At 67.2% G+C, this 26,975-nt stretch carries 24 protein-coding genes and 2 pseudogenes; 17 read left to right on the top strand and 9 right to left on the bottom strand.

The window, feature by feature from the left end; translation table 11 throughout:
• The first annotated feature begins 137 nt into the window (after window positions 1–137).
• Entirely contained in the window at window positions 138–3,791 is a 3,654-nt protein-coding gene (locus tag HDA39_RS22470) for a CARDB domain-containing protein (RefSeq protein ID WP_184798077.1), read from the top strand.
• Between the two features lie 265 nt (window positions 3,792–4,056).
• Here HDA39_RS22470 and HDA39_RS22465 read toward each other — a convergent pair whose 3' ends face one another.
• Both HDA39_RS22465 and HDA39_RS22460 read right to left on the bottom strand, forming a co-directional pair.
• The gene (locus HDA39_RS22465; protein ID WP_184798075.1) at window positions 4,057–4,734 is read right to left on the bottom strand and encodes a GAF and ANTAR domain-containing protein; all 678 of its coding nucleotides are present in this window, start codon (window positions 4,732–4,734) and stop codon (window positions 4,057–4,059) included.
• 73 nt (window positions 4,735–4,807) lie between these two features.
• Window positions 4,808–5,782 (bottom strand): GlxA family transcriptional regulator, encoded by a 975-nt coding sequence (locus HDA39_RS22460; protein ID WP_184798073.1) that lies wholly within the window; start codon window positions 5,780–5,782, stop codon window positions 4,808–4,810.
• 142 nt (window positions 5,783–5,924) lie between these two features.
• Between HDA39_RS22460 and HDA39_RS22455 the strand changes: the two genes are divergently transcribed.
• Genes HDA39_RS22455 through HDA39_RS22440 form a run of 4 tightly spaced genes read left to right on the top strand, consistent with a single transcriptional unit; the run spans window position 5,925 to window position 7,937 of the window.
• Window positions 5,925–6,374, top strand: a complete 450-nt coding sequence (locus tag HDA39_RS22455; RefSeq protein ID WP_184798071.1) for a hypothetical protein — start codon at window positions 5,925–5,927, stop codon at window positions 6,372–6,374.
• Between the two features lie 2 nt (window positions 6,375–6,376).
• Window positions 6,377–6,631, top strand: a complete 255-nt coding sequence (locus tag HDA39_RS22450; RefSeq protein WP_184798069.1) for a DUF3817 domain-containing protein — start codon at window positions 6,377–6,379, stop codon at window positions 6,629–6,631.
• A gap of 58 nt (window positions 6,632–6,689) precedes the next feature.
• Entirely contained in the window at window positions 6,690–7,640 is a 951-nt protein-coding gene (locus HDA39_RS22445; protein WP_184798067.1) for a quinone oxidoreductase family protein, read from the top strand.
• An 18-nt stretch (window positions 7,641–7,658) separates the two neighbouring features.
• Complete coding sequence (locus HDA39_RS22440; RefSeq protein WP_184798065.1) at window positions 7,659–7,937, top strand: hypothetical protein; 279 nt, start codon at window positions 7,659–7,661, stop codon at window positions 7,935–7,937.
• A gap of 6 nt (window positions 7,938–7,943) precedes the next feature.
• Here HDA39_RS22440 and HDA39_RS22435 read toward each other — a convergent pair whose 3' ends face one another.
• The 3 genes from HDA39_RS22435 to HDA39_RS22425 form a co-directional block, all read right to left on the bottom strand.
• Window positions 7,944–8,681 (bottom strand): LmeA family phospholipid-binding protein, encoded by a 738-nt coding sequence (locus tag HDA39_RS22435; protein ID WP_337925849.1) that lies wholly within the window; start codon window positions 8,679–8,681, stop codon window positions 7,944–7,946.
• A gap of 257 nt (window positions 8,682–8,938) precedes the next feature.
• Entirely contained in the window at window positions 8,939–9,466 is a 528-nt protein-coding gene (locus tag HDA39_RS22430; protein WP_238356124.1) for a DUF1707 SHOCT-like domain-containing protein, read from the bottom strand.
• The gene (locus HDA39_RS22425) at window positions 9,463–10,161 is read right to left on the bottom strand and encodes a PadR family transcriptional regulator (protein ID WP_184798063.1); all 699 of its coding nucleotides are present in this window, start codon (window positions 10,159–10,161) and stop codon (window positions 9,463–9,465) included. The genes HDA39_RS22430 and HDA39_RS22425 overlap by 4 nt, the downstream gene beginning before the upstream one ends.
• Window positions 10,162–10,314: 153 nt before the next feature.
• Here HDA39_RS22425 and HDA39_RS22420 point away from each other — a divergent pair, with 153 nt between their 5' ends.
• The 9 genes and pseudogenes from HDA39_RS22420 (at window position 10,315) to HDA39_RS22380 (ending at window position 21,480) form a co-directional block, all read left to right on the top strand.
• Window positions 10,315–10,491: a hypothetical protein gene (locus HDA39_RS22420; RefSeq protein WP_184798061.1), complete on the top strand. Its 177-nt coding sequence runs from the start codon at window positions 10,315–10,317 to the stop codon at window positions 10,489–10,491.
• A 126-nt stretch (window positions 10,492–10,617) separates the two neighbouring features.
• Window positions 10,618–11,628: pseudogene (locus HDA39_RS22415) on the top strand (IS481 family transposase).
• Window positions 11,629–11,837: 209 nt separating this feature from the next.
• Window positions 11,838–12,906 (top strand): annotated as a pseudogene (locus HDA39_RS22410) (IS110 family RNA-guided transposase).
• 426 nt (window positions 12,907–13,332) lie between these two features.
• On the top strand, window positions 13,333–14,019 hold the full coding sequence (locus HDA39_RS22405) for a hypothetical protein (protein WP_184798057.1): 687 nt from the start codon (window positions 13,333–13,335) through the stop codon (window positions 14,017–14,019).
• Window positions 14,016–14,642 carry an RNA polymerase sigma factor gene (locus tag HDA39_RS22400; RefSeq protein ID WP_184798056.1) on the top strand — a complete coding sequence of 209 codons (627 nt, stop codon included), beginning with the start codon at window positions 14,016–14,018 and terminating at the stop codon, window positions 14,640–14,642. Before HDA39_RS22405 ends, HDA39_RS22400 begins: the two co-directional genes overlap by 4 nt.
• Before the next feature lie 80 nt (window positions 14,643–14,722).
• A complete protein-coding gene (locus HDA39_RS22395; RefSeq protein ID WP_184798053.1) occupies window positions 14,723–15,418 on the top strand; it encodes a hypothetical protein in 696 nt (231 codons plus the stop codon).
• Entirely contained in the window at window positions 15,396–20,576 is a 5,181-nt protein-coding gene (locus HDA39_RS22390; protein WP_184798051.1) for a hypothetical protein, read from the top strand. Before HDA39_RS22395 ends, HDA39_RS22390 begins: the two co-directional genes overlap by 23 nt.
• A 110-nt stretch (window positions 20,577–20,686) precedes the next feature.
• Complete coding sequence (locus tag HDA39_RS22385) at window positions 20,687–21,082, top strand: hypothetical protein (RefSeq protein WP_184798049.1); 396 nt, start codon at window positions 20,687–20,689, stop codon at window positions 21,080–21,082.
• A gap of 23 nt (window positions 21,083–21,105) precedes the next feature.
• Window positions 21,106–21,480 (top strand): YchJ family protein, encoded by a 375-nt coding sequence (locus HDA39_RS22380; RefSeq protein ID WP_184798046.1) that lies wholly within the window; start codon window positions 21,106–21,108, stop codon window positions 21,478–21,480.
• A 10-nt stretch (window positions 21,481–21,490) separates the two neighbouring features.
• Here the strand turns inward: HDA39_RS22380 and HDA39_RS22375 are convergent, their stop codons facing one another.
• The 4 genes from HDA39_RS22375 to HDA39_RS43350 all read right to left on the bottom strand — a co-directional run bounded on the left by HDA39_RS22375 (window position 21,491) and on the right by HDA39_RS43350 (window position 24,560).
• Window positions 21,491–22,357 (bottom strand): nucleotidyltransferase domain-containing protein, encoded by an 867-nt coding sequence (locus HDA39_RS22375; protein ID WP_184798045.1) that lies wholly within the window; start codon window positions 22,355–22,357, stop codon window positions 21,491–21,493.
• Window position 22,358: 1 nt separating this feature from the next.
• Complete coding sequence (locus HDA39_RS22370; RefSeq protein ID WP_184798043.1) at window positions 22,359–22,646, bottom strand: YiaA/YiaB family inner membrane protein; 288 nt, start codon at window positions 22,644–22,646, stop codon at window positions 22,359–22,361.
• Window positions 22,647–22,723: 77 nt separating this feature from the next.
• The gene (locus tag HDA39_RS22365) at window positions 22,724–22,945 is read right to left on the bottom strand and encodes a hypothetical protein (protein WP_184798041.1); all 222 of its coding nucleotides are present in this window, start codon (window positions 22,943–22,945) and stop codon (window positions 22,724–22,726) included.
• A gap of 73 nt (window positions 22,946–23,018) precedes the next feature.
• On the bottom strand, window positions 23,019–24,560 hold the full coding sequence (locus HDA39_RS43350; RefSeq protein ID WP_184798039.1) for a serine/threonine-protein kinase: 1,542 nt from the start codon (window positions 24,558–24,560) through the stop codon (window positions 23,019–23,021).
• 79 nt (window positions 24,561–24,639) lie between these two features.
• Here HDA39_RS43350 and HDA39_RS22355 point away from each other — a divergent pair, with 79 nt between their 5' ends.
• The 3 genes from HDA39_RS22355 to HDA39_RS22345 all read left to right on the top strand — a co-directional run bounded on the left by HDA39_RS22355 (window position 24,640) and on the right by HDA39_RS22345 (window position 26,838).
• Window positions 24,640–25,449: a phytanoyl-CoA dioxygenase family protein gene (locus HDA39_RS22355; RefSeq protein ID WP_238356123.1), complete on the top strand. Its 810-nt coding sequence runs from the start codon at window positions 24,640–24,642 to the stop codon at window positions 25,447–25,449.
• Between the two features lie 124 nt (window positions 25,450–25,573).
• Window positions 25,574–26,227: a phosphatase PAP2 family protein gene (locus tag HDA39_RS22350; protein ID WP_184798037.1), complete on the top strand. Its 654-nt coding sequence runs from the start codon at window positions 25,574–25,576 to the stop codon at window positions 26,225–26,227.
• On the top strand, window positions 26,164–26,838 hold the full coding sequence (locus HDA39_RS22345) for a phosphatase PAP2 family protein (RefSeq protein WP_184798034.1): 675 nt from the start codon (window positions 26,164–26,166) through the stop codon (window positions 26,836–26,838). The genes HDA39_RS22350 and HDA39_RS22345 overlap by 64 nt, the downstream gene beginning before the upstream one ends.
• The last annotated feature ends 137 nt before the right edge of the window (window positions 26,839–26,975 follow it).

Raw genomic sequence — 26,975 nt, 5'->3', positions numbered from 1 at the left:
GCACCAGCGAGCGACGAACCGTTGACGAACGGCTGCCTCGCCTGCAAACTTTGGCTACCTACGGCGCAAGAAACTAGCAACACAGCGCAAGTTACGTAGCTCAGACTGCAGTTCCCCGCCCAGACCTGAGGACGTCCATGAAACGGAGCCAGCCCCGCAGGCGGCTGATCAGTGGTCTGCTCTCCGCAGCCCTGATCCTCGCCGGTGCCACACCGGTCATCGCCTCCGCGACCGTCACAGCCCAGACCGCCCCGACCGCAGCCGCTGCCCCCGCGGCTGTGCTCCCGAAGACCCTGTCCGCGAGCAGCCAGCTGGGGGAGTACCCGGCGAGCAACACCGGCGACGGCAACCAGAACTCGTACTGGGAGAGCAACAACAGCCAGTTCCCGCAGTGGCTGCGGGCCGATCTGGGTGCGACCAAGAGCGTCGACCGGGTCGTGCTGAAGCTCCCGGCGTCCTGGGGTGCGCGCACCCAGACGCTGTCCGTCCAGGGCAGCACCAACGGCACGGCGTACAGCGACATCGTCACCAGTACCGGCCACAACTTCACGCCGGCCAACGCGAACACCGTGACGATCACCTTCCCGGCGACCAGCGTCCGGTACGTCCGGCTGAACATCACCGCGAACACCGGCTGGCCCGCCGGTCAGCTGTCCGAGTTCGAGGTGCACGGCCCGGACACCGGCGGTGACACCCAGGCGCCGACCGCGCCCGGCAACCTCGCCCTGACCGAGCCCGCGAGCGGCCAGATCCGGCTCGCCTGGTCGGCAGCGACCGACAACGTCGGCGTCACCGGGTACGTCGTCTACCGCAACAACACCGCGGTCACCACGGTCGCGGGCAACGTCCTCACCTACACCGACAACCAGCCGGCCTCCGCGACGGTCGAGTACGCCGTCCGCGCGAAAGATGCCGCAGGCAACGAGTCCGCCGACAGCAACCGGGTCCGCCGGGCCGGCCAGGGCGGCGGCGCGAACCTCGCCACCGGCAAGCCGATCGAGGCGTCCTCCACGATCCACACCTTCGTCGCCGCGAACGCCAACGACAACAACCTGGCGACGTACTGGGAGTCGAACGGCCTCCCGGCCACGCTGACCGTCAAGCTCGGCTCGAACGCCGACGTCAGCTCGGTCGTCGTCAAGCTCAACCCGGACCAGGCCTGGGGCGCCCGCACCCAGAACTTCGAGGTGCTCGGCCGCGAGCAGAACGCGACCGCCTTCACCACGCTGTCCGGCCGCGCGAACCACGTCTTCAACCCGTCCGCGCAGAACACCGTCGAGATCCCGGTCAGCGGCCGGATCGCCGACCTGCGGCTGCAGTTCTTCAGTAACACCGGCGCACCCGGCGGTCAGGTCGCCGAGCTCCAGGTGATCGGTACGGCGGCGCCGAACCCGGACCTCGTCGTCAACGCCCTGTCCTGGACGCCGGCCGCACCGAGTGAGACCAGCCCGATCACGCTGTCCGGCACCGTGCAGAACACCGGCTCGGCCGCGGCCCCCGCGACCACGGTCAACTTCACCCTCGGCGGCACCGTCATCGGCAGCTCCCCGGTCGGTGCACTCGCCGCCGGTGCCTCGACCACGGTCACCTTCAACGCCGGCACCCGGGCACAGGGCTCGTACGCCGTCGGCGCGGTCGTCGACCCGACCAACACGGTCGTCGAGCAGAACAACGACAACAACGCCTTCACGGCCCCGACGCAACTGGTGATTGCGCAGGCGCCCGGCCCGGACCTCCTGGTCACCGGCGTCACGACCAACCCGGCCAACCCGGCGGTCGGTCAGGCGGTCAGCTTCACCGTTGCCGTCAACAACCGGGGCACCTCGGCGTCCGCCGCTTCGGTGACCCGCGTGGTCGTCGGCGGTACGACGCTCAACGGCACCACTGGCACGGTTGCGGCTGGTGCCACCAGCAACGTTGCGATCAGCGGGACGTGGACGGCCACCAACGGCGGCGCGACCATCACGGCCACGGCCGACGCGACGGGAGTCGTTGCCGAGACCAACGAGACGAACAACGCGTTCGCCCGGGCGATCGTGGTCGGCCGCGGCGCCGCCGTACCGTACACGTCGTACGAGGCGGAAGCGGCGAACTACACCGGTCAGCTGCTCGTCACCGACCCGCTGCGCACCTTCGGCCACACCAACTTCGCGACCGAGTCGTCGGGGCGGAGCTCGGTGCGGCTGACCACCCAGGGCCAGTTCGTCGAGTTCACCTCGACCAACCCGTCGAACTCGATCGTGGTCCGCAACTCGATCCCCGACTCCGCCAACGGACAGGGGCTGGAGGCAACGATCAGCCTGTACGTGAACGGCACGTTCAGCCGCAAGTTGACACTGTCGTCGCGGCACAGCTGGCTGTACGGCACCACCGACCAGCCCGAGGGACTCACGAACACACCGGGTGGCGACGCACGTCGCCTCTTCGACGAGTCGAGCGCGCTGCTCGGGACGTCGTACCCGGCCGGGACGAAGTTCAAGCTGCAGCGCGACGCCGGCGACAGCGCGTCGTTCTACATCATCGACACGATCGACCTCGAGCAGGTCGCTCCGGCGCTGAGCCAGCCGGCGGGTTGCACGTCGATCACGCAGTACGGCGCCGTGCCGAACGACGGGATCGACGACGCCGACGCGATCCAGCGGGCCGTCACCGACGACCAGAACGGCGTGATCTCCTGCGTCTGGATCCCGGCCGGCCAGTGGCGGCAGGAGAAGAAGATCCTCACCGACGACCCGCTGAACCGGGGTCAGTACAACCAGGTCGGGATCAGCAACACCACGATCCGCGGCGCGGGGATGTGGCACTCGCAGCTGTACTCGACGATCGAGCCGCAGAACGCGGGCGGGATCAACCACCCGCACGAGGGCAACTTCGGGTTCGACATCGACAAGAACACGCAGATCTCGGACCTCGCGATCTTCGGGTCGGGCCGGATCCGTGGTGGTGACGGCAACGCCGAGGGTGGCTTCGGGCTGAACGGCCGGCTCGGGGTCGGGACCAAGGTCACCAACGTCTGGATCGAGCACGCCAATGTCGGGGCCTGGGTCGGTCGCGACTACGACAACATCCAGGAGCTGTGGGGTCCGGGCGACGGGGTCGAGTTCAGCGGGATGCGGATCCGCAACACCTACGCCGACGGGATCAACTTCACCAACGGCACCCGCAACTCCAAGGTGTTCAACTCGTCGTTCCGCACCACGGGTGACGACGCGCTCGCGGTCTGGGCGAACAAGTACGTCAAGGATCCGTCGGTCGACATCGGTCACACCAACTCGTTCACCAACAACACCATCCAGCTGCCGTGGCGCGCGAACGGCATCGCGATCTACGGCGGCTACGACAACAAGATCGAGAACAACCTGATCTACGACACGATGAACTACCCCGGCATCATGCTGGCGACCGACCACGACCCGCTGCCGTTCTCGGGTCAGACCTTGATCGCCAACAACGGGCTGTACCGGTGCGGCGGCGTGTTCTGGAACGAGGACCAGGAGTTCGGCGCGATCACGCTGTTCCCGCAGAACCTCCCGATCCCGGGTGTCACCATCCGCGACACGGAGATCCTGGACTCGACGTACGACGGCATCCAGTTCAAGACCGGCGGCGGGCTCCTGCAGAACGTCGCGATCACCAACGTCCGCATCGACAAATCCAACAACGGCTCCGGAATCCTGGCGATGGGTGGCGTCCGAGGAAACGCCACCCTGACCAACACCACCATCACCAACTCCAGGGACGGCAACGTCCTGATCGAACCGGGCTCGCAGTTCACCATCGCGGGTCAGTAGTCCCACCTGAACCCCCGGGCCCGACGCCACAGCGCCGGGCCCGGGGTGCGTTCGCAGTGGTAGGTGTGAGGAGGAGGCCGGCCGCCCAGAAGACCTACCGCCTTCGGCGGTGGTCGCGCGGGGCGGGTGGTGAAGAGGTGGGGAGGCCGGGGGCCCGGGGGACCTACCGCCTTCGGCGGTGGTCGGGCGGGGCGCGGCGAAGACGCCCGGCGGGCGCGGAGCGCCTGGCCGTCGGGGGCGGTGGGCTCCTCCTCTATCCCCTCTGTCAGGCGCGTTGGTCTAGTTCTTTGACGAGTTCTTCGGCGACGCGGTGGAGTTTGATGTTGTGGTCCTGGGAGAGGCGGGTCAGGAAGGCGAAGGCTCGTTCGTCGTTCAGTTGGTAGCGCTCCATCACGATGCCGACGGCCTGGCCGATGGTGCCGCGGGTGTGGATGGCCTGTTGGAGGTCGTCGATCTCCTGGGCGTACGCGATCGCGGTCGCGGCCTGGTGGGTGAACAGGGCACTGATCGCCTCGAAGTCCTCGAAGGCGCCGATCTCGGTGGCGTACAGGTTCAGCGCGCCCTGGGACTTGGGGGCGTCGAAGAGGCGCAGGCCCGCCTGGGACTTGATTCCGGCGGCCACCGCGACCGCGGCGTAGCGGGGGAAGCGGGTGTCGCGGGCGAGGTCGGGGGAGATGATGTGTACGGCGTCGACGGCCGCGTAGTAGCACGGGCCTTCGCGGAACTCGTACTGCGCGGCGTCGAGCGGCAGCAGCCGCTGGTCGGTCGGGGCGCTGGTGCCGAGCTTGCCGTCGCTCTGCAGCACGGTGATGCTCGCGTACTCGACCCCGGGGATCATCGTGACCGCCGCGTGCGTGATCTGGCTCAGCGTGTGGTCGAGATCGCCGGGCGTGAGCGCGCGGCTCAGCAACCGGGCGGTTTCGATCAGGCGCGTGTCATTCATGCCCCCGAAGTACCCAGCACGGCGGTTGGCGAACCGGCGCCGGTACGACGGGCGCGCGCTTCGCGCCGCCAGGTCAGGCGGGGGCTGCCCGCCGTACGGCCGGGTCGGACTGGCGGAAGGCCGCGCGGTAGGCGTGCGGGTTGGTGCCGACGACGCGCTTGAAGCGTTCGCGGAAGGCGCTGGGGGAGCCGAAGCCGACGCGGCCGGCGATGCGGTCGACCGGCTGGCTGGTCGCCTCGAGCAACGACTGCGCGCGGCGGATCCTGGTCCGCAGCAACCATTGCAGGGGAGTGGTCCCGGTCTGCTCGCGGAAGCGGCGGTTCAGCGTGCGGGTGCTCATGCCGGCCTGCGCGGCGATCGCCTCCAGGCTGAGGTCACGCGCGCAGTGCTCCTCCATCCAGCGCAGCAGCGGTTCGAACTCGGAGCCGCGGGGAGTCGGCGGCTGGTCGTGCACGATGAACTGCGCCTGCCCACCTTCCCGTTCCAGCGGCATCACCGCCGTCCGGGCGGCATCGGCGGCGACGGCCGAGCCGTAGTCCCGGCGTACGACGTGCAGGCAGAGGTCCAGCCCCGCGGCCGCGCCTGCTGACGTGAGGAACTGGCCGTTGTCGACGTAGAGCACGTTCGGATCGACGTCGATCGCCGGGTGGCGCTCGGTCAGCACATCGGCGGCGAACCAGTGCGTCGTGGCGCGCTGCCCGTCGAGCAACCCGGTCGCGGCGAGGACGAACGCGCCGACGCAGATCGACGCGATCCGCGTGCCCTGTCCCGCGGCGTCGCGGAGCGCGTCGAGCACCTGAGGCGGGATCGGACGGTCGAAGTCGCGGCAGCCCGGCAGGACGATCGTGTCCGCCTCGCCCAGCGCCTCCAGCCCGTACGGCGGCTGCAGCGCGAACGCGCCGGCGCTCACCGAGGGGGTCGCGCCGCAGACCTTCACCTCGTACGCCGCTCGCCCGTCCGGCAGCCGCGCCCAGCTGAACACCTCGATCGGCGTCGCCAGATCGAACGGGATCACGTCGTCGAGAGCGAGCACGGCCACGGTGTGCATGGCTGGATTGTAGATGCCCTGCTGATTCCAGCCAACGCCTGGTATCGACAAATCGCCTCGCCATGACCGGTGGCCAGAATCCGTTGCAGTCTGGCTGTCCAGCCAGTTCCTCCCGAGGCGCGTACGCCGCTACCGTCCACCCGTGACCAAGCTGCTGCTCTCGATCCACGTCATCGCGGCGATCCTCGCCATCGGCCCCGTGGCAGTAGCCGCCAGCCGCTTCCCCGCGGCCACCCGCCGCCTGCTGGCCGACGACGGAGCAGAACGCGAGGTCGCCGAACTGCGGACCCTGCACAAGATCTGCCGGATCTACGCCGTCGTCGGCATCGTCGTACCCGCGTTCGGCCTCGCGACGGCTCAGAGCCTCGACGTGCTCGGCGACCCCTGGCTGATCATCTCGATCGCCCTCACGGCCATCGCGGCCGCCGTACTGGTCCTGCTCGTTCTCCCTGGCCAGGAACGCGTTCTGACCACCACGCCCGACGAGAAGACCCCTGCCCGCCTCGCCATGCACGCGGGCCTGTTCAACCTGCTCTGGGCCACCGTCACCGTCCTGATGATCACCCGCCCCGGCTCGACGACAGGAGTCTGACCATGAACCCCCTCCGAGCCGCCGCGACCGCCGAGGTCGTCTCCCTGGTCATCCTGTTCACCAACGTCTTCACCGTCCACTGGCCGGCCGTCTCCTCCCTGATCGGCCCGATCCACGGCTGCTGCTACCTGCTCGTCGTCATCCTCACCGCCCGCACAGTGCAAGCCGCCACGAACACCAAGCTCCTTGCCCTCATTCCCGCGATCGGCGGCCTGCTCGTCCTCCGCCGTCTCAACACCGTTGCCTCAAGCAACTAGTAACGTCCACTAGGTGGGACACCTGCCGCGCGACTAACCGAATGCCTAGCGTGAAGACATGCGAGCGATCCAGGTCACGAGATTCGGCGGTCCCGAAGTCCTTGTCCCGGCAGAGCTGCCGACACCAGCAGCAGGTCCCGGCGAGCTGCTGGTCGAGGTGAGCGCCGCCGGCGTCAACTTCGCCGACACCCACCGCACCGACGGCTCGTACCGCGGCGGCCCGAAGCTCCCGCTCGTCCCCGGCGTCGAGGTCGTCGGCCGTACGCCGGACGGCCGCCGTGTGCTCGCGCCGGTCTTCACCGGTGGCGGCTACGCGGAGTACGTCGCAGTGCCGGCCGACCGCGCAGTCGACGTACCAGCTGACCTCGGCGACGGCCCGGCGCTTGCGCTGCTCGTCCAGGGCCTGACCGCCTGGCACCTGCTGCGCAGTAGTGCCCGGATGAGTCCAGGGGAGTCCGTCGTCGTCAACGCCGCCGCCGGCGGGGTCGGCACGCTGGCGGTCCAGCTGGCCCGGCACTTCGGGGCGGGCCGGGTGATCGCCGTCGCCTCGACTCCAGCGAAGCGCGAGCTGGCGCTGAAGCTGGGTGCCGACGTGGCCGTCGACAGCGATCCCGACGAGTACGCCGACCGGGTGCGGGTCGCCAACGACGGTCAGCCCGTCGACATCGTGCTCGACTCCACCGGTGGGCCGACCTTCGCCGCGGCCCTGCAGGTGCTCGGCGGATTCGGCCGGCTGGTCAGCTACGGGACGGCTGCCCGCGCCGGGCGCCCACTGGTCGACCCGTCCGAGCTGGCCGACCGGAACCTGGCCGTCGCGGGCTTCTGGCTCGTGCCGGCGATCGCCGACACCACGGCGTACAGGGCTCCGCTGCTAGAGCTGTTGGACCTGGCGGCGACTGATCGGCTGAGCCCGCTGGTGGGAGAGGAGTACCCGCTGGCCGAGGCGCGGCGCGCTCACGAAGACCTGCTGGCACGCCGTACGAGGGGGAAGCTGGTGCTGCGCCCATAGGGATCTAGCCTGGGCCGCATGGTGACGTGTGAGGGGTGCGCGGCGGAGATCGATCCTCGGGACCGGATCTATCAGCGCAACGTGCGGGAGGCACGCGGCGCGGTCTGTACGACGTGCACGATCGGGCTGCTCCCCGAGTGGCGCAAGGCCGGCGGGCGGACCGACGGCAAGAGCTGCAGTGCGTGCGGGGCTCCGTCGGGACTCGGCTGGGCGGCCCGGCGGCGGATCCGTCGGCTCGGCGGACGGCAGCTGTGCTCGACCTGTGCCGAGCGCGAGCAACGCGCCCGTACGGCGTAGCGGCCGTCAGGACCCGGAGAGCTTCACGTCCGTCGCTGTCGCGGTCACGAGCAACGACTGACCCTGGACGTCCGCCCCGGTCACCCGCGCCCCGAACGGCAGATCCGGAATCCGCACCCCGCGCGCGAGCAGCGCGGTGACCACTGTCCGAACCTGCGACGGCACGCCGTCCGGCAGGTTCTCCACGATCAACCCGATCCGCCCGTTCCGCACCTCCGGCCGCACGGTCGCCGTCGCGTCGTACCCGCGCACGGTCAGCTTCGCCTGCAGCTTCTCACCGATCGCCGACAGGTTCAGCCCCTCGATCCCGCTCGCCGCCGACGTCAGCTTGGTCAGCGCGGCCGGCGACATCGTCAGGTGTACGTCGGCGCGGCTGACCGTCACCGTCGCGCTCGTGTCGCCGGTCAGCAGCTCGCGGGGGATCTGGATCCCCTTCATCACCATCGTCAGTTCCTCGGCCGACACCTTCGAGACGCTCGGCTGGTCCATCGTCACGGTGATCTCGGAGAACTCGCCCTGCGCGAGCTGCGGCAGGAACCCGAAGCCGCCGACCTCCGCCGTCGTGCTCGCCGCGGTCACGTCGTACTGCGCCGCCTCGTTGACCGCCTCGGTCGCCAGCCGCTTCTCGGCCACCGACTCCGCCACCCGGTCCCCGACCACGAGGATGATCAGCACGATCACCAGAAAGATCAGGAACCCACGTCCCCGGCGGCGCGGCTTCGGACGCACTTCGCGAGTACTCACGGGCGGGAGCCTAGGGCATGTCTCCCGATTCCCGCCTACTGCGCGGCACTCGGCACGGCACCTCGGAGCACTGGAGCAAAGCCCACGATGGAAGAACATCGAGGGCTTCACTCCAGCACTCCGAGCTACCGCACCGAGCACCTGCTCGCTACGGCGGGAATCGGGAGACATGCCCTAGCGACCTTCAGTGCCGTCCGGTGCATCGCGCCGACGCTCGCCGTACGGCGACGTGCGCCGTACGGCGACCGCGGGGCCGATCAGTGGCGCTGGCCGTGGCGGTGCCGGCGGTGGTGCATCGGGCCGCCGAACAAGGCGATCCAGAAGAACACCCACAGCACCCACGGCGCCGCGAACGAGACGCTGGCGATGACGAGGCCGACCATCAGGAACGGCAGGACGAACAGGAACGCCGGCGGGCGGCCCTGCGCCACCCAGGACGGCGGCCTGCCGCGACCGGCGGCCCACGCGGGCTGCCGCCCGGCGGCCTGCACCACCGCGGTCTCGTCGGGCAGGTCGGCGAACAGGGGCGCGAGCTCGTCGTCGTACCGGGCCCTGGTCGCCCGCTCGCTGCGCTCCTCGAACTCGTCCTGCGTCAGGCGTCCCGCGACGAAGTGGTCGCCGAGCGCCGCGACGGCCCGGTCGCGCTCGGCGTCGCCGATCCGCAGCGAGCCCGTTCGCGTTGATCCGAGCCGCTCGGGGCCGAGCTGCTCCGGCCTGAGCTGCTCCGGCCCGAGCCGCTCCGGACCCAGCCGCTCCGGACCCAGCCGCTCCGGGAAGGGCATCATCGGTCCTGCTCGTCGTCGCCGAGGATTCCGTACAGCGTGCGGCGCAGCTCGATCAACGCCTTGCGTGCCTTGGCCTGCTGCTCCGGGGTCCCGGTCGCGAGCACCTGCCACAGCGCCCCGCCGACCTGGCCGAGCAACGGCTTCAGCCCGTTCTCGTCGTCGTCCGCGCCGGCGCTCATCGCCTCCCACGGTGCCGACACCTCGTCGGCGTGCTCGGCGACGTACGCGCGTCCCTCGTCGGTCAGTGAGAACGTCCGCCGCCCGGTCGCCGCGTCGGCCGTCACCAGCCCCTCGTCCTCGAGCTGCTGCAGAGTCGGATAAATCGAACCAGGGCTGGGTTTCCAGGCCCCGCCACTGCGCTCGGCCACGACCTGGATGATCTGGTAGCCGTTCATCGACTCCTCGGCCAGTACGGCGAGGATCGCGGCCCGTACGTCGCCGCGCCGCGCCTTCGACTGCCGCCAGCCGCGCGGACCCGGGCCTCCGGCCCACGGCGGTCCGCCGAACATCGGGCCCCACATGCCACCGAAGGCCTGGTGATGCCCGCCGTGCCGTTGCCGGCCGGTCATCGCGGCCAGCAGCTCTTCCTTCAGTTCGTCGAACGACGAACACCCGCGGCCGAATTGTCCCCGCCCGAACTGTCCCTGCCCGAACTGCCCGAACGGCCAGCCCGCCGCGTACGCCGATCCACCCATCTCCGACCACCGTCTCTCTCGCCCAGAGGTTGCTTGCCCAGAGGTTGCGATAGTTCGACGATATATCGCGAACGGTCGTCACCCAAGGGGATGGCAATGAGGTGGTGTGCCACCGGGTACCTGAGGTGTTCAATGCCTTAGGAGGGATGTGCGATGACGAATCCCAGCAACCGTTACGAGAACCTCACCCCGACCCGGTTCGAGAAGACCCACTCGGTCACCGACTCGGAGATCAACGAGGCCCTGGAACGCGACGGCGCCGTCGAGGATTCCGGCCTGGCCGACCGCGAGGTCCTGCACGACGACGGGACGAAACCCGCCGACGACTGACCTAGTTGTAATGTCCAGGGAGGTTGTCCTGGAGGCTGGTGAGTCGGCGGGTCGTTGCGACAGGCGAAGGCCTCCGGTTATGAAGTGGAGCTGTCTAAGGAACCGCTTCACCACCAGGAGGCCTTCATGTCCCACGTTAATGCCGCACTGACTCCACGCACGTCTGCGACTGGCACGCTTGATCGTTGACCAAGGCTGGACCTGCGCCGCGGCCGCGCAGATGTTCATGGTCGCACCGAGAACAGCCCGCAAATGGGCCGACCGGTACCGGGCCGAGGGGCCAGTCGGCATGTACGACCGCAGCTCGCGACCGCATCGCTGTCCCACCAAAACACCACCACATGTGGTCCGGACGATCGTCAGGTTGCGATGGCGGCTGCGACTTGGACCGGTCCAGATCGCCGGCCGCGTCGGCGTCCCGGCCTCGACCGTTCACGCAGTACTCGTGCGATGCCGGATCAGCCGCCTGTCCCGCATCGATCGCGTTACCGGCGAACCGTTGCGCCGCTACGAACACGACCACCCCGGCTCTGTCCTGCACGTCGACGTCACCAAGTTCGGCAACATTCCCGACGGCGGAGGCCACCGCTACGTCGGCAGGCAACAAGGCAAACACCACCGCACCACCACCGCCTTACGCACCGGAGACCGCGATCGATACAACGGCCCCGCCTCGGCCGCAGCTACCTGCACACTGTCGTCGACGACCACTCCCGCCTGTCCTACGCCGAAATTCACACCGACGAAAAGGCCGCTACCGCCACCGCAGTCCTGCGCCGAGCCGTGGCCTGGTACGCAGACCATGGCATCACCACCGAACGCGTCCTGTCCGACAACGGCTCGGCCTACCGCTCCCGGACCTGGCACGACACCTGCACCTCGCTAGGCATCACACCCAAGAAGACCCGCCCCTACCGGCCCCAGACCAACGGCAAAGTCGAGCGATTCCACCGCACCCTGGCCGACGGCTGGGCCTACGCCCGCTTCTACGCCAGCAACCAAGAACGCAACTCAGCCCTCGCACCCTGGCTCCACTTCTACAATCACTGTGAGTCTCCGGGTGGCTGGTCTGGGATCGGCCACGTCAGGGTAGGCGTTGGTCGTTCCGGCTCGGGGCGTGACTCATACAATCACTAGCCCCGCCTGGGTGCTTTTCGGTGGACTTGTCCGTCCGGAGGCGAAGCGGCCGGTGCCTTCCCGGGCCCCCACCTCGGTGCCTTGATCAGGAGATTGCCCAACCGCGAGGTTGTGGCCCATCACAGTGCTGCCCCGATGTGAATTCCCCAGGCTGGCGACGGCCGCATGCGGCCAGACCATGTTCTGGATCAGGAAGGATTCCGACCGCTGTGACCATCGTCGCGCACAGCCATCCGTTCGTCACCCGGGGTGGACGCGCACGCACGCAACCACGTCCTGGCCATCCTGGCCGCCACCGGGCAGCAGATCGACTCTGCCGGCTTTCCCACGACCAAGGCGGGCATGGCCCGTGCGATCGCTTGGGCTGCCCGGCGCACCGACGGCGACCTCGCTGCCCTGTGGGTGATCGAATGCACCGCGACATACGGTGCCCAGCTCGCCCACGCCGTGACCGAGGTCGGCTATCAGATCCTCGAAGCGCCCCGGATGAACGCTCGCGGCCACCGCGGAGTCGGTAAGTCCGACCCTCTGGACGCCCGCCGGATCGCCGAGGCCACCTTGCCGTTGGAAGCGGACCAGCTGCGGCGCCCACGGACTGGCGATGGTGAACGTGCCGCACTGCGGGTCCTGGTGGCGGCCAGAGACCACATGACCGGTGAACGCACCGCCACCGTCAACGCACTGATCGCGCTCGTCCGTGCCGTCGACCTCGGAGTCGAGGCTCGTCGCCCGTTGAGCAACCAGCAGATCGTCGAGATATCCCGATGGCGAACCCGAGACGAGCCGTTAGCGGCCATGACCGCTCGAGCCGAGGCGGTGCGCCTAGCAAAGCGGGTCGTCGCACTCGACGAGGAGTTGTCGGCCAACCACAAGACGATGGACACCTTGGTGCGCTCCACCTCCGCGGCCGGCTTACTAGACAAGATCGGGATCGGACCGGTCACCGCAGTGGTCTGTCTGGCTGCCTGGTCCCACCACGGCCGGATCCGCTCAGAGGCCGCCTTCGCCTGCCTGGCCGGAGTAAACCCGATTCCCGCATCGTCGGGAAACACGATCCGTCACCGCCTGAACAGAGGCGGAGACCGGCGCCTGAACCGCGCCCTGCACATGGCGACAATCACCCGCATGATCCACGACCCCACCACCCGCGACTACGTCGAACGACGCCGCTCCGAAGGACGCACCACCAAAGAGATCCGCCGCTGCCTGAAGCGATACCTCGCCAGACAGATCTACCGCCACCTCAACGCAGCCAGCACCCAACCCCGCCCCTCTTGACAGACATAGGAGAGTCCACCGACCCCACACCGCCATCGGAGGCCAGCCACCCATCACCCGACTGACCAACCTCCCTGGACATCACACCTAGTTCGGAGCGATAGTTTCCGAGTCATAACTCTAGGTCGATTGATCTGGTTCTCCGGCCGCTGTAACGTTTCGGCATTACGGTCGATATGAGGACTGCTGGGCAATTGGTTGAGCACAGTGGATGGGTTAGTGCTTCGTAAGTGCAAAATCATCCAAGCGTTTGACCATCGAGATCGGAGATATTGCTTGGTGGTTCGTACTTGCCACTTCGGGCCAGGTGCTTTCTGATGGACCGATGTGGTGCGGTCTGGGGTATCCGCGTGTTCGGCGTTGCTGCGGATCGCTGCCCAAATGGGGGATATGGCAGCAGGTAACTCGGCAAGGAAGGCGCGTGGGGTGCTCACGATCGGGGTATCGGCCATCAGTGCGTGGATTTTGAGCGAGTTCTCCCTGGATTCCGACCAGGCGGCATTTTGGCGTCGGTGGTTAGGGCGGTTCAGCTACTGGTGGCGTCGTGCGCTCTACGCAGTGATTCCGCTCGGTACGGGTATGGTCGCTGCAATGTTCCTCCGGCCTGCGGATTCAGTGGGGCAACAGATTTTTCAGGGTTTCGTCGGAGGCTGCGCTGCGACCGGGGCGCTCCGCGTTACTCCGCCGGGGCTAGCGCCCGGACGATCTGCGAGAGGCCAGACGCCGGACCAGGTGAAGGCGAACTCTGTGCTGACATGGATGCACAAGCGAGCAATCGAGCGGTTCGACGCCCTCACTCGCCGGAAGATCGACGAGGACTTGACTAGATGCCGGGTCTCGAAGGACGGAGACCCGTCCGAACTCCTGAAGTTGGCGGAGGAGATCGCGGGTGCGCTTCGCCAGGAATCGCAAGCCGCGCTCGCCAAGCAGCGTGAGCGATCCGCCCGGGTGCTGGTCCAACTCAATGCGCTGATGGACGAAGTGGGTGATCCGTTGGCTACTGAGAGCCAGCACAACAAAGCCGTGTTCAGCACTGCTGAGCTCCTCCGGGAAGAACTATGCGCACGGCGTTGGAACCGTCCGCCGGTCAGCAAGTCGAAGGAGGGACGATGACGGACAACAAGGAAAACGCCGGCCGGTTTGCTTCCGAATGCAGGGAGATCACGCTGCTTCTTGGCAGCGCGGAGAGCAGGATCCTCACTGCCGACGAAGAAGTGCGCCTAGAGAGCGCGTTGCGGCATGTGCGGTCCACCTTGCCGAATCTTCTGAGTTGGCGAGGTGGAGACGGCTTACCCGACCCCGAGGACACGGCGCAGGAAGCCCTGACGGCCTTCCTGCGGGTAGTGAAGTCTGGCCGGGTGGATGCCGCCAAGTCGCCGGCAGGTTATTTGGTCACGATCGCTTTGAATGTTGTTCGGGACCACGTGCGACGGGGGGTGCCGATCCCGTTGGGCTCTCCCGAGATCGTCGTCAGCGATTCTGCGGACGTTGACCACGCAGTGGGACTGATCGACCGCCTGGTGTCGGCCGACCAGGTTCGGAAGGCGCTCAAGCGCGCCTATGAGCTCAACGACCAGACCGTCATCGAGGTCGTTCATGCTTGGCTGAACCTTGCGCATGATGCGAGCGAAGGCCCGGCCAGTCGCGATGTTGCCTTGGTTGTTGGAGTCAGCAAGTCGACGGTGGCGAAGGCGCTGGCGAGATTCAGGGGTTATCTGCAGTTCGAGAATCGGTGACCAACTCGGTGGCCAAGGAGGGAGGTCCCTGCGTACTTGTCATTGGGGGTCCCACCGGAGGACTTCGAGGTACTAGTTGGTTGGAGAAGCTGATGTGCCCTGGCAGCGACGAATCGGATGACTATGTCGATCCACCGGGAACGGTCGATGAAATCGATAAGACGGAGGCGCAGCGAGTTGCGGAGTCTCTGCCGAACACCCTGATCGACATGGTCGGTGGACTCGCATATCTGACGCCCTCGGCTCAGGAACTCGCTCTTCAGGCGATCGGCCCTGGCTCCCGTCTCGTCCTGGAGGCACTGGAGATTGTCACACCAGGACAACTCGGCGGTCTGACGACCTTGGGCGAGGCCGTCGTGAGGCTACTGGCCAGAGCGCCCGGCGAGGCCGATCGAGTGGTGGTCTCCCTCCGTCATCGGGGGGTGCGCCGGGTGGGGAGAGTGGTAGCGGACGACGACCTGGAGAGAGCAGTAGCTTCGACGGGGATCGTTGCTGAGCAAGATGGACAACGACGGGCGACCTATCACCTTGCGCCGGAGGGTGATCAGGGAAGTAACGAGCCCGGAGCGCAGGTGATGGCAGCCAAGGTGGGATCTAACGTGATCCTGTGGCAGACCGCAGGGCCCCTGACGGCAGTGACTGTCAACACTATGGATGAGCTGCCTCATGGTGGCCAGCCTGTGCTAATCCCGAATCCCGAAGATCTGCCGCCGTCCAGAGTACTACGCGACCACATCGGTCTGGTTGATCCGGATGACGTCGATGACGAGCACTGACGGATCTTCGAACACTCGCCGGCTTGCATTGCAGGTACAGGCCGAGTTGATCGACCTCGACTCTGCTGTGCGAGCCGTGAACCTGGGGGACGACCTGGAGGCACAGGAGTCCGGAGAAAGGATCCGGCATGCCGTGTACGCGGTGTGGGACGCATACCAGGCGCTGATACGGAACGATCCTGCTGGTGTCGGATTCATCCCCGAGTGGCTGCGTCCGGCGCTGGAAGGAGCTGGAGTCGAACCGCCATCTGGCCGTGGTGGACTGTCTCTTCTGCAGTCCCGCATCCGGCTTGCGGACGGTCCGTGGCAAAGAATTGGAGAGCATCTCGACGAATGTCCGGCTGGCTACCTGCTGAACGAGTTGGTCGGGGGGCTGGCGACGGCAACCGCGCCACTCGGCACGGCAGCTGTCTCAGACATCCGCTTGACAGATGATCCGCAACGCCTCGAGTTCGCGTTTCCTGCAATCCACGTGAAGTCGAATCGCGGAATAGTTCTCGAGATCGTGGCGTACGCCGCAGGCAACGCGGGCGGCAGCACCATCAAATCAGGACTCCGGCTAACTGGTCAGTTCTGCGAGGGCGTTGCCGCGGGGCTGCGAGCTGGGCTGCTTGCCGCGGGTGAGATGGGGGTGGCGCCGGAGATCCTCGAACGATGGCACACGCTGGAGCTCGCTGAGCTCCACGGGTTCCCGCCGAACTTGGAGGTGCACGACAAGTCGGCCGGTGCGGCAGTTGCCGGCGCGATCATGCAAAAACTCTTGGAGTTGCCCGCATCGGAGGTCTTGCTGTCAGGTGCGGTCTCCGCGGCCGGAGAGATCATTGACAGCTTGAACAGCGGCGAGAAGGCGGTGAAGTCCAAGGCGGTCGAGCAGTACGGGCTGACCCTGTATCAGCGAGGTGCGGTCGGCGCAGTCACGACGGCATGCTCGGAGATCTGGCCGGAGATCTGGTCGTCGGTCGTCACCCGGACGGCGGAGAAGCGATTGCGGCAGTTGGAGCACAGCGCTTCTCTCGTCGAGAACCCGGTGACGCCCATCGTTGCGCACCATCCGCACGACATCGTCCCAACATCGACCGCGAGAACGATCTTGCGGAAGCTTCGGGCAGGTGCGCCGGTCATCGTGGTGGGTGGTCCTCGATCGTCGGCGCGCACAGTCTCCACTCGCCAGGCTTTGCTGAAGTTCGTGGCGGACTCGGAAGCGAAGCAACGGCCGATCATCGAGCTCCAGCTGAGCAACGGCTTGCTTCCGAACGCTGCTGAACTCACTCACCTGGTGAGGCTTGCCCACGCTGCCACTGAAGTGCCCATGACCTCGAATGCCTTGGTTGTTCTCGAGGACCTGCTGCCGCACTCAGCGGCGTCGGACCTCGATGGTGTTCTGCCTGGTGTGGCGGTGGAGACTGGCGTGGTGATCGTGGCCGTCTGCTTGTACGCGGGCGGCACGCGGTGGGCCACCGACGAGGTGGCCACCGTTCCGAGCCTGGTCAAGGTCGAACAGATCAAGACCTTCACCGAGGACTTCGCGGTCGCGAATAATCTGGATCTGTCCACCGAGCAACTCGCGCTGGCCCGCCGGGCAGCAGGGGGAGACATCTGGTTTCTGGCTCATCTCCTGCTCGAACGCTCGCCGGATCTCGTAGAGAACCACGCGGCCGCCGCGAAGACGGCGACATCAGCAAGCAGCTCAAGCCCTGGTGGTGGACAGACGGCGACCGAGTTCATCACCCCGGCGGAGGGTATCCGGCGAGCCTACGGCCGGCGGATCTGCGCCGACCTTGCCGAGCCGGAGCGATCCGAACTCGTTGCCCTCGCCGCGTGCAGTCTCGTCCGCGTCGGTGTACCGGCCGAGCTCCTGGCCAAGACCGGTCAGCTGACCATGCAGAAGCTGGGCGCACAAATGGACACCTCTGGGCGCTGGCACCTCCGGCAGACATCCGTGTGCCGAGCTCTACTAGCGTCCGCATCTCCCCCTTCGGCCAATCCGTACTCCGACGAAGGATGGCGGCGGATGGCCGAGGCTCAGTACCAGGCCTTGATCGTGTTCTTCGAACCGTTCCTGCGGACGTACAACCAACCGGCCCTGGAGCTGATGACCGCGACATTAATGGCTGCGGATGCTACTGCTCCACGCCTGCACCGACGGCTGCTTCTGCGGCTGACGGATACCCTGACCAAGCACATTACCGCCGATGCCCCCGCGATGCTGACAGCGCATGCGCTGCTGGCCGGCGGCACACATTTCAGTCACGAGGACCGGAATCAGCTTCTTGATGCATTGCTCAAGAACCTTGCGATCCTCGGCTGGGGGCACCAGTCGCTGCGCGAGTCCGCCACCTGTCTGCGGGCGATCCGTGCGCACCGAGACCACGCGATCGACAACGACCTGCAACTGCTCTACCTGGAGGTCCTAGCGGGTGTCGCGGACAGCGTGCGTCCGCTAATTGTGACTCGGCCACCCTCGGAGGCGGTGCCGTTCATTCTGGAGCTCGGCCGCCTGTTCGAAGAATCCACAGCCAAGCAACTCGAGAGCCTGGTCGTAGCTGCCGTGGAGACGGCGGACCCACGCTCAGTCGAGCACTATAAGGCGTGTGTCCAGCTCGTGGAAGCAGCGCTCAAATACGGGGCCGAGCGGCGGTCGCTTCTTCTCGACCGGTTTAAGAGGTCCGCCGGGATCAGACGAATGCTGAAGACCGTGCCGACGGGGAATGCCGGCCTAGTCCTTGCGCACATCGCACTGCGGCGCCTTGTCGACAGGACGGAAACTGGTGAGCACCCGACCCCGGAACACCGTCGCCTTGGCGAATTGGTGCGGGCATCGCTTCCATCTACTACGGTCTACAGCTTCAATCAAGGGTTGCATCTGCTGGGCGAGATCGACGGTTGGACTGCTCGAGGGGTGCTGAAATACTCCGGGGTCCCGGCTTGGGTGAGATCGCACGTGTGGTGCAAGCTGCCGCAGCAGCCTGCCACCCCCTGGCTGTCCGCACGCCTGATCTGGAATCTGCTGAGAATCAATGGTTCATCGGCTATGACTGTTCTCTACGCGAATGACCGCATAACACTCGATCAGGCGGTACTCGATTCTTTGTCGGCATCGGTACTGGAAATGGCGGACCTCAAGGGAGCCGGTCATGTTCTCTCGGCTCTCGCGGCAGTCGACAACATCTGGGGACCCGCTGGTGAGAGCATGTCGACGATGATGGTGCGCGAATTGACGCCGTTCATCAATGAATCTCTGCGGCAAGAGGTGCGGGGAAGCGTCGTTCTCTCGTTGATGACGTCACTCATCGGCGCCCACGCGCCGCAGGAGATCATCGATGGTCTCCTCGATCGTTGTGCCGAAGTTTTCCTGTACGAGTTCCGAGACAACGACAAGGATCATGCCCCTCGACTAGCGCTCCTGCTCGCCGGTCACGAAGATGGAGACATTGCCAAGCGGTTCCTGGACATTCTGTCGGCCAGAATCGACCAGAATCTGTTGTTGTCCAGGATGACGAACTCTCAGTCGATCGAGGCGCGCACCTCATTCCATCGACTTGCCCGCGCGCTGCGGCTCACGAAGTCGGACGAATTTGCCGACAGATTCCTCGACGACGTCTGGTTGGAATCGGCACTCAAGGTTCTGAGAATTGGCAACGTCCTGCTCGCTCTGAGAGCGGTTCAGGCACTATGTTACACGCTGCAGGACGCTGGGATGGAGTTCCGGAGGGAGGGCATCCTGGCCGGTGTCCATGACGAGGCGAGGGTGTGGGCCGCCAGACTGAAGCAACTCGCCAGTCCAGCGCAACTTGCGGAAGCTCTGCACCTGCTTCGTGCTCTCGCCCCGGTCTTCGCTCTGGAATGCGTGCGTGAACTCAATTGGCTCTACCTGGGTGGCCGTTTCAGCGGAGTGGTGAAGCGGCGTGCCAAAGTTTCAAGTCCGGCCGGAACGTCGGCCGATGCCAGCACGCCCTCGCCGATGCGGATCGCGAAGATTCTCAAACAGAAGCATGCACAAGATGTTGTCTACTCCACCGATGGGATCGTGCGGCTGGTACAGCGCGAGTTCGTCAATCCGACCTTGGCTATCGAGTTGATCCACGCTATCAACCGCATTGATGCGCCGTTCGCCGAATCGATCGGCGTGGCGCTGTCGAAGCCCGGCAGCAAGTGGAGTCAGCGCGCACGTGCGTTGCGGGACATCGATTCTCCTGTTCAGCTCGGGATGCTGATGCGAATGACTGCCCGCTCAGCGTTCGAGGTGCCGGATGAAGTGCTGACGGGGCTCTTCTATGCCTGGGGTAGCCGAGCCCGCTACTTCAGGTCGCCGATGGCTGTGCAGAGTCTTCTCAGAGGGTTCGCATCGTGGGGACCGCAGGGAGCCAAGATCGCCAGGTTGTGGGCTCAGCAGATTGACGTCGAAGGCGTGGCACGCCGGATCTCCTGGGGCTTTGCCTCTGACTTGAAAGCCTGCCCGATGCTGCTCGGTGCGCTGGAGATCTGGGGGCCTCGCGGATATGCGATCGAGTTGGCGGAGGCGATTTCAGACGATGCCATCGCTGGTCTCGCTGTCCGCGATGCAGCCCACCTCCTGCGTGCACTGTCTGAGCTGGATTTGGCGCTAGCGGATCGGCACAGTGCCTCAATTGTCGGCGTGATCGAGCGGGCAGCCGATCGGGAGTTCATCGTGGACTCTGAAACGCACTGGATGAGTCTGGGATGGCTGGTGAGGGTCGCCTCCGCGTTGCCTTCTTTTGATCTTGAGCGTGCTTCGGCATCCCTTCAACGCGCGGTCATCTCCATCGACGATCCCGACGTACATGGCTGGGTCGCAGCTAGTGTCGGTCTCGGTCGAGGAAGCAGGCAGGAGGAGTACCGGCAGAACTGGCGCGGAGCCGCCGACATCCTAGTCGACACTCGCCTTGGAAGCCTGAACGTGCGGGCGGCCGGCCTGGCATTCGGAGCTGATCTCTTGGAGCGTGTCTCACCTCAGTGGCAGGTCGAGCTCAGTCGCGCAGCTCTCACTGATGCAGATCTGCGGGGCGCGATCGCTAACCAGCTCGAGTATCTCGACGACTATTCCGAGTGGCTGGTTGAGGTAGGTCAGCCGGTGGGCAGATCCCTACAGGCGGCAATCCGGTCGTTGTACGGTGCGAATACCGACGAGGCCGGTTAGTATCGAGGGCTCCGGCCGACGACTGACGACGTTGAGCGCTCAGTTGAACGCGGTCTGTAGGTTGATGAGTTCATAGCTCGTCCCCAACCCTGAGACCGAAGGATTTCGCGATGAGCATTTTCGACAAGTTCAAGGACAAGGCGACCGAGATGCTGCAGGGCGCCGGTGACAAGGTCACCGAGGCCACCGGCATCGACGTCAGCGGCGTCACCGACCACCTCGGCGGAGCCGCCGAAGGGGCCACCGACCAGGCCCAGGGCGTCACCGACCAGGCCCAGGGCCACGTGGACGGCCTGGCCGACCAGGCGCAGGGCCACGTCGACAACGCGCAGGGCGCCGCGGACCAGTTCACCGAAGCCACCGGTGTGGATGTGCCCGTCGACCAGGTCACCGAAGCAGGCCAGGGCTACGCGGACCAGGCCCAGGGCCACGTGGACGGTCTCGCCGACCAGGCGCAGGGCCACGTCGACAACGCCACGGACCACATCGACCCGACCCAGCGCTGACGCCGTAGGCGACAATCGTCGCCATGGCGAAACGACGTCCGGCGGTCTTCTGCCCGTGCGGCTCGAGTACGACGTACGAGTCCTGTTGCGGGATGCTCCACCGAGGTGAGAAGACCGCCGCGACCGCGGAACAGCTGATGCGCTCGCGCTACTCCGCGTTCGTGGTCGGCGATGTCGCCTACCTGCTCCGCACCTGGTCGGCCAAGACCCGGCCGCCGTCCCTCGAACTCGACGCCACCGACTGGACCGGCCTGGAGATTCTCGGCACGACGGCCGGCACCGCCTTCCACACCGAAGGAACCGTCGAGTTCCGCGCGTCGTACACCGGCGGCGCCCAGCAGGAGAACAGCTACTTCACCCGCGAGCACGGCGACTGGGTCTACGTCGCCCCTCGCTAGGACCGCGGCTCTAGCCGTCGCTTGGGAGTTCCTCCAGCGGGGTGCGCTCGGATCGGAAGGTCGTGCGCAGGCGCTCGAGGTTCACCTCCGGTAGGTGGATCTCCAGCAGGTCGAAGGTTTCCTCGACCAAGCTGCGGAGGACCTCCGTGTCGTGCGTGGCGAACACTTGGCGCAGCCGCTTCGCCAGGTGGGGTGGTGCGATCGTCAGGTGCCGTTCCATCGTGTCGAGTCTCTTGAAGGCGAGCACATGGCCGCAGTACTTGCCGTTCAGGGCGTGCAGGACGTTGAGCAGCTGGTTCGAGATCCGCACGGACTCGCGGGCGAGCAGCAGTGGGTTCTCGCGCTCGGTCAGCATGCGCAGGCGCCAGAACTTCTCGATCGCGCCGTTGGACTCGACGACCGCGATCGCCAGGCCGCGGGGATAGTCGGCGGCCCGCGCTTGCCACCGGCGTACGACGTCCGTCCGTACGCCGGTCAGCTCGCGCCCGTCCACGATCCCCTGGAGCAGACCGAGCGCCGGCCCGTCGGGCTTGTGGTCGTGGAGTACCTCGTCGAGCGTCTGTTCGACGGCGCTCGTCAAGGTGTGCTCGACCTCGACCATCAGCCCGTCCGGACTCTTCGCGCCGAGCGAGATGTGGTCGTGCCAGGGCGGGCCGTGCTCGTTCACCACCCGAACGTCTGCTGCCGCGACGATCGCGCGGCGTTCCTGGATCGACGGCGGCCGGGACCAGAACACCCCGACCTCGACGTCCGACCAGCGGTCGGCGTCCCCGCGCGCCGTCGACCCGCCGACCATTGCCGCGTCGACGCCCGGCGTACCGGCGTACGCCGTGAGCATCGGCCGTACGGCACGCAGCCGCCACTCCGCTGCGGTCAATTCAGACCTCCACCTTGAACGGATCGTGCTCGCTCAGCAGCTTGTCCAGCCGCGCCTGATCGACCCGGTTGGTCATGCCGGCCAGCTCCTGCCGGTCCCGCACCACCTTGCACAACACGACCGTCGAAGTCACGACGTACAGGAGTCCCAGGGCCAGGAACCCCCGTACCCAGGCCTCAGCGGGCAGGTAGATCAGCCCGATCGCCATCGCCGTCACCGAGATCCCGAAGGATGCCACCGCCTGCGCGTAGAACGCCCCCGTCTGGGAGGGCTGAACTGGTTTCGTCATGACCAAGATCCTCCGGCCGCCGGGCGATCGGCGCATGAGGAGAATCACTCAACCTCGGCGTTCGATCGCCGTGGGTGCTAGCCGTGCCACGGGTGGCCGGCGGACAACCCCGTGCCGTGGAAGCCGTCCGACCCGACGTCCCACGGGTGACCGGCCGACAGCCCGCTGTTGTGGAATCCGTCCGAGACGCCGTGCCAGGGGTTGCCCGCGGACGCGGCGCCCGCTGCCGAGGTGGCGATGAGCGCGGCACCGGCCAGTACGGCGATCGCTGCGCCGATCGACCTCAGGGTGTGCTTCATGGCGATTCTCCGTTCGTCGCTGTTACGACGAAAGAGTGGTGAAGTACCCGGCGAGGTTGGCTCGGGCGCGGTTTCAGTCCGACCGGGGCGTGGCGCTGTTGCGCTCGTCCGGTGTGGTGGGCGGGTCGGCCGGCGTACTGGGTGGTGGGGTGTTGGACGGCGGGGTGCTCGACGGGGTGTTGGACGGCGTCGGCGTGGACTGCGGCGGGTCGCTGGGGGTGGGGGTGGGTTGCGTGGTGGGCGACGGCGTCGGGGTCGGCGTGCTGGATGGGGTGGTGGTCGGGGTCGGACTGTTCGACGGCGTCTGCGTGGGTTGGGTCGTTGCCGGGCCGGTGGGGCCGGTCCGGGTGGGGTCGTTCGTGGTGCTCGGGTCCGTCGTACTGGTGGCTGAGCCCGGCGTACTGGGGGTGACGTTCGGTCGGAGGTCGGTCGTCGGCGGCCGGGTCGGCTCGTTGCCGTAGAGCACGACGCCGGTGATCGCGGCCGCGGCTGCGGCCAGTACGCCGACCGCGCTGATCGCCATCAGCTTCGTGCGCGACTTGGCAGGCCCTCCGGCCGCCTGACCACCGGGCGGTACGGCGCCCGTTGGATCTCCTTCGGCGGTCAGCCCCTGGCCGAGGGTCGTGCCGTCGCCGGCCGCCCCGGCCGCAGCTGCGACGGTCGGCGCATCCGCTCCGGCAGCGCCAGCTCCGGCTGCGCCTATGCCTGCGCCGGCTGCGCCTGCTCCGGCGACGCCCATCCCAGCGGCGCCAGCCCCGGCAGCACCAGCGCCCGCAGCGCCCGCCGCAAGCCCGCGCCAGTCGCTGCCGATCGATCGCGCCCGCAACGCCCCGCCCGCGATCTCGGCGGCCGTCGGGCGGGCGGCCGGGTCCTTGGCGAGCATCCGCAGCAGCACCTGCTCGAACGCGCCCGCGAGCTCGGGCCGCTCGGCGCTCGGCGGCACCGGATCGGCGTCGACGTGCTGGTAGAGGATCGCGGTCGGATTGTCCGCGGTGAACGGGGGATCGCCGGTGACGAGCTGGTAGAGCACACACCCCAGCGCGTACACGTCCGACGGCTGACCGGCCCGCCCACCCCGCGCCCGCTCCGGCGCCAGGTAGCGGGAGCTGCCGATGATCTGGCCGGTCGCCGTCAGCGTGGTCGCGCCCTGGCCCGGAACGGACGCGATGCCGAAGTCCGCGACCTTGACGATGCCGTCCGCGCCCACGAGCAGGTTGCCGGGCTTCACGTCGCGATGGACGACGTCCACCCGGTGCGCGGCGGCGAGGCCGTGCGCGGCCTGCTCGACGATGTCGATCGCCCGGTCCTTCGGCACCGGCCCGTTGTCCTCGAGCTCGCGGGAGACGTCCCGGCCCTCGACCAGTTCCATCACCAGGAAGAACCCGTCGCCGTGCGGGCCGAAGTCGTACACCGACACGACGTGCGGATCGCTCAGCCGCGCGGCCGCGCGGGCCTCCCGCTGGAACCGCTCGCTGGCACTGGAATCGTGCTCGGTCGGCAGCAGCAGCTTGACCGCGACCGGCCGCTCCAGCACCTCGTCGACGGCACGGAACACCTCACCCATGCCCCCACGCCCGATCGACGGACCGAGCCTGTACCGCTTTGCTACGAGCATCCGGCCCCCGTACCCATCACCACTGCGCCCCAACCTTCCCGCCCTGAAACCGTCTTGATCTGCCAGCCTAGTTCGCTCGATGCTGGAATCGTTTTCCCACCCGGACAAGGAGCACCTGATGGACATGGCGACCGCGCTGCGCGACCTCGGCGTGACCGGCAGCGAACTCACCCAGGACGAGCTGGACCGGCTCGACCGCGACGGATTCCTTCCCCTGGAAGACGTTCTCACCCTCGAGGAGGTGGACACGTTCAACCAGCGGATGGCAGAACTCACCGCCGCCGAGGGCGACCAGGCCGGCCTCGAGGTGCACCAGGAACACGGAGCCGACCGCCTCGCCGACCTGATCAACAAGGACCCGATGTTCGAGATCTGCTTCAGCCACCCACGAGTCCTCGCCGCGATGCGGCACGTGCTCGGCGCCGAGTTCAGGCTCTCGTCCCTCAACAGCCGCGCCGCCCTCCCCGGCCAGGGCCACCAGTCCCTCCACGCCGACTTCGACCGCCCGGTCGCCCCCGGCGAGTACGAGGTCTGCAACTCGATCTGGCTCCTCGACGACTTCACTCCCGAGAACGGCGCCACTCGCGTCGTACCGGGCTCTCACCGCCGAGGCACCATGCCCGGCGACGAAATGCCCGACCCGGCCGCCACCCATCCGGACCAGATCCAGCTCACCGCCAAAGCCGGCACGGTCGTCATCTTCAACAGCCACCTCTGGCACGGCGGCACCCAGAACCACACCACCCGCCCGCGCCGAGCGATGCACTCGTACTTCGCCCACCGGCACCTCCCGCAGCAGCTGGACCAGCAGGCCTACCTCCGCCCGGAGACGTACCAGCGCCTGACACCCGCCCAACGCTTCCTACTGGACGTCACCGGCACCGACTGACGTGCAGCGATACGGGACCTGTCTCGGCAGGTGAATGTCAGCCTGTACCCACGATGGGTACAGGCTGGTGATGACGGTGCGGTGGGCAAGTGCGGCTGCGGTCGTCCGGACGCGGAGCTGGAGGTTGTTCCGTGGGGTCCTGGCGATGCTGGTGTTCGCGCTGCCGGTCGTGCTGCTCGGGCTGGCAGTGCGGCAGCAGTTCGATCCGCTGATCCGGGCCGACGAGGCGGCGATCCGGGAGGCGACCGGGTTCAGCGTCCGGCACGGGCTCGTACCGGCGCTGACCGTGATCCAGGTCGTCAGCCTGCCGATCTTCGTGTACGCCGTGGCGACCGCGACAGCGGTCTGGACCTGGCGGTCCAAGCAGCTCAAGGGCCGGGCGCTGTGGGCGTTCGTCACGATGATGGTCGGGTGGGGGATCGGCGGCATCGCCAAGCCGATCGCGCAGCGCGCGCGACCGGTGGTCGACGACTCGGTGCCGCACGCGCACGGCTACTCGTTTCCCTCCGGCCACGCGCTGAACATCACGCTGGCGGCCGGCGTACTGGTGTTCCTGCTCTGGCCGCTGCTGTCCGCGACCCAGCGCCGCGTCGCCGTCGCGCTCGCGATCGTCGTACCGGTCGTGGTCGGTCTGGACCGGCTGTTCATCGGTGCGCATTTCCCGTCCGACATTCTCGCCGGGCACGTACTCGGTCTGGGCATTATGTTCGCTTCATGGATCGGATTCATCGGCAGGACGGCGTCGACCTCCTCACCAGGACCGTCGCACCCGGCGTAGCCCTCGGCGGCCTGATCATCGGCTTCGGGCTCGCACTGAAAGGACCGTTCGACGGCATCACCGGCGCCGAAGAGACCGTGAACGAAGACCTCGCCGCCGGCCGGGACGGCACCTGGGACACGATCACCGCCGTCTGGTCGCAGATCGGCAACACCGTCGGCGTGATCGGGGTCTGCATCGTCGTCGCGTCGCTGATCCTGTGGCGGACCCGCGACCTGCGCCTGGCCTTCGTCGCCCCCGTCGCGATCGCGATGCAGGGCCTGATCTTCCTGATCGCCGCCAAGATCGTGGACCGCGACCGCCCCCAAGTCGAAAAGCTCGACGCGTCACCACCGACCGCCAGCTACCCCAGCGGCCACACCGGCGCGTCCACCGGCCTGTACGTCGCCTTCGCGCTGCTCGCCCTCCGCATCGAACGCCCCTGGCTGCGCTGGACCACGGTCGTCCTCTGCCTCGCGATGCCGCTCCTCGTGGCGTTCTCCCGCCTCTACCGCGGAATGCACCACATCACCGACGTCACCGCCGGCCTCCTCAACGGCACGATCTGCGCGTTGCTCGCCTACGCGTGGTACCTCCACTGCAGCTCCCGCCGCAGGAAGCGCCGCAGCTGACTTCCCGCCAACGTGCAAAGGCTTTCCGGGTACGGCGTCCGCTGATGGTCAACCCCACCAGGAGTTTCAGCGCGAGCACGTCGTACTCGCCGGTCCGCCCACGCCTCGCCGTCCAGTCGCCTGACCTCGGTGAGTTA

Source organism: Kribbella italica, assembly GCF_014205135.1.
In the GTDB taxonomy this organism is placed as follows: Bacteria; Actinomycetota; Actinomycetes; order Propionibacteriales; family Kribbellaceae; genus Kribbella; species Kribbella italica.
The sequence above is the reverse complement of the archived record's forward strand: the minus strand, read 5'-3'. Positions and strand labels throughout refer to the sequence as shown.

Bases quoted from the DNA above. Each gene is read 5' to 3' on its own strand.
- HDA39_RS22470 (WP_184798077.1), top strand. From the start codon at position 138: ATGAAACGGAGCCAGCCCCGCAGGCGGCTGATCAGTGGTCTGCTCTCC.
- HDA39_RS22465 (WP_184798075.1), bottom strand. From the start codon at position 4,734: ATGAATGACACGCGCCTGATCGAAACCGCCCGGTTGCTGAGCCGCGCG.
- HDA39_RS22460 (WP_184798073.1), bottom strand. From the start codon at position 5,782: ATGCACACCGTGGCCGTGCTCGCTCTCGACGACGTGATCCCGTTCGAT.
- HDA39_RS22450 (WP_184798069.1), top strand. From the start codon at position 6,377: ATGAACCCCCTCCGAGCCGCCGCGACCGCCGAGGTCGTCTCCCTGGTC.
- HDA39_RS22445 (WP_184798067.1), top strand. From the start codon at position 6,690: ATGCGAGCGATCCAGGTCACGAGATTCGGCGGTCCCGAAGTCCTTGTC.
- HDA39_RS22440 (WP_184798065.1), top strand. From the start codon at position 7,659: ATGGTGACGTGTGAGGGGTGCGCGGCGGAGATCGATCCTCGGGACCGG.
- HDA39_RS22430 (WP_238356124.1), bottom strand. From the start codon at position 9,466: ATGATGCCCTTCCCGGAGCGGCTGGGTCCGGAGCGGCTGGGTCCGGAG.
- HDA39_RS22425 (WP_184798063.1), bottom strand. From the start codon at position 10,161: ATGGGTGGATCGGCGTACGCGGCGGGCTGGCCGTTCGGGCAGTTCGGG.
- HDA39_RS22420 (WP_184798061.1), top strand. From the start codon at position 10,315: ATGACGAATCCCAGCAACCGTTACGAGAACCTCACCCCGACCCGGTTC.
- HDA39_RS22400 (WP_184798056.1), top strand. From the start codon at position 14,016: ATGACGGACAACAAGGAAAACGCCGGCCGGTTTGCTTCCGAATGCAGG.
- HDA39_RS22390 (WP_184798051.1), top strand. From the start codon at position 15,396: ATGACGTCGATGACGAGCACTGACGGATCTTCGAACACTCGCCGGCTT.
- HDA39_RS22385 (WP_184798049.1), top strand. From the start codon at position 20,687: ATGAGCATTTTCGACAAGTTCAAGGACAAGGCGACCGAGATGCTGCAG.
- HDA39_RS22380 (WP_184798046.1), top strand. From the start codon at position 21,106: ATGGCGAAACGACGTCCGGCGGTCTTCTGCCCGTGCGGCTCGAGTACG.
- HDA39_RS22370 (WP_184798043.1), bottom strand. From the start codon at position 22,646: ATGACGAAACCAGTTCAGCCCTCCCAGACGGGGGCGTTCTACGCGCAG.
- HDA39_RS22365 (WP_184798041.1), bottom strand. From the start codon at position 22,945: ATGAAGCACACCCTGAGGTCGATCGGCGCAGCGATCGCCGTACTGGCC.
- HDA39_RS43350 (WP_184798039.1), bottom strand. From the start codon at position 24,560: ATGCTCGTAGCAAAGCGGTACAGGCTCGGTCCGTCGATCGGGCGTGGG.
- HDA39_RS22355 (WP_238356123.1), top strand. From the start codon at position 24,640: ATGCTGGAATCGTTTTCCCACCCGGACAAGGAGCACCTGATGGACATG.
- HDA39_RS22345 (WP_184798034.1), top strand. From the start codon at position 26,164: ATGGATCGGATTCATCGGCAGGACGGCGTCGACCTCCTCACCAGGACC.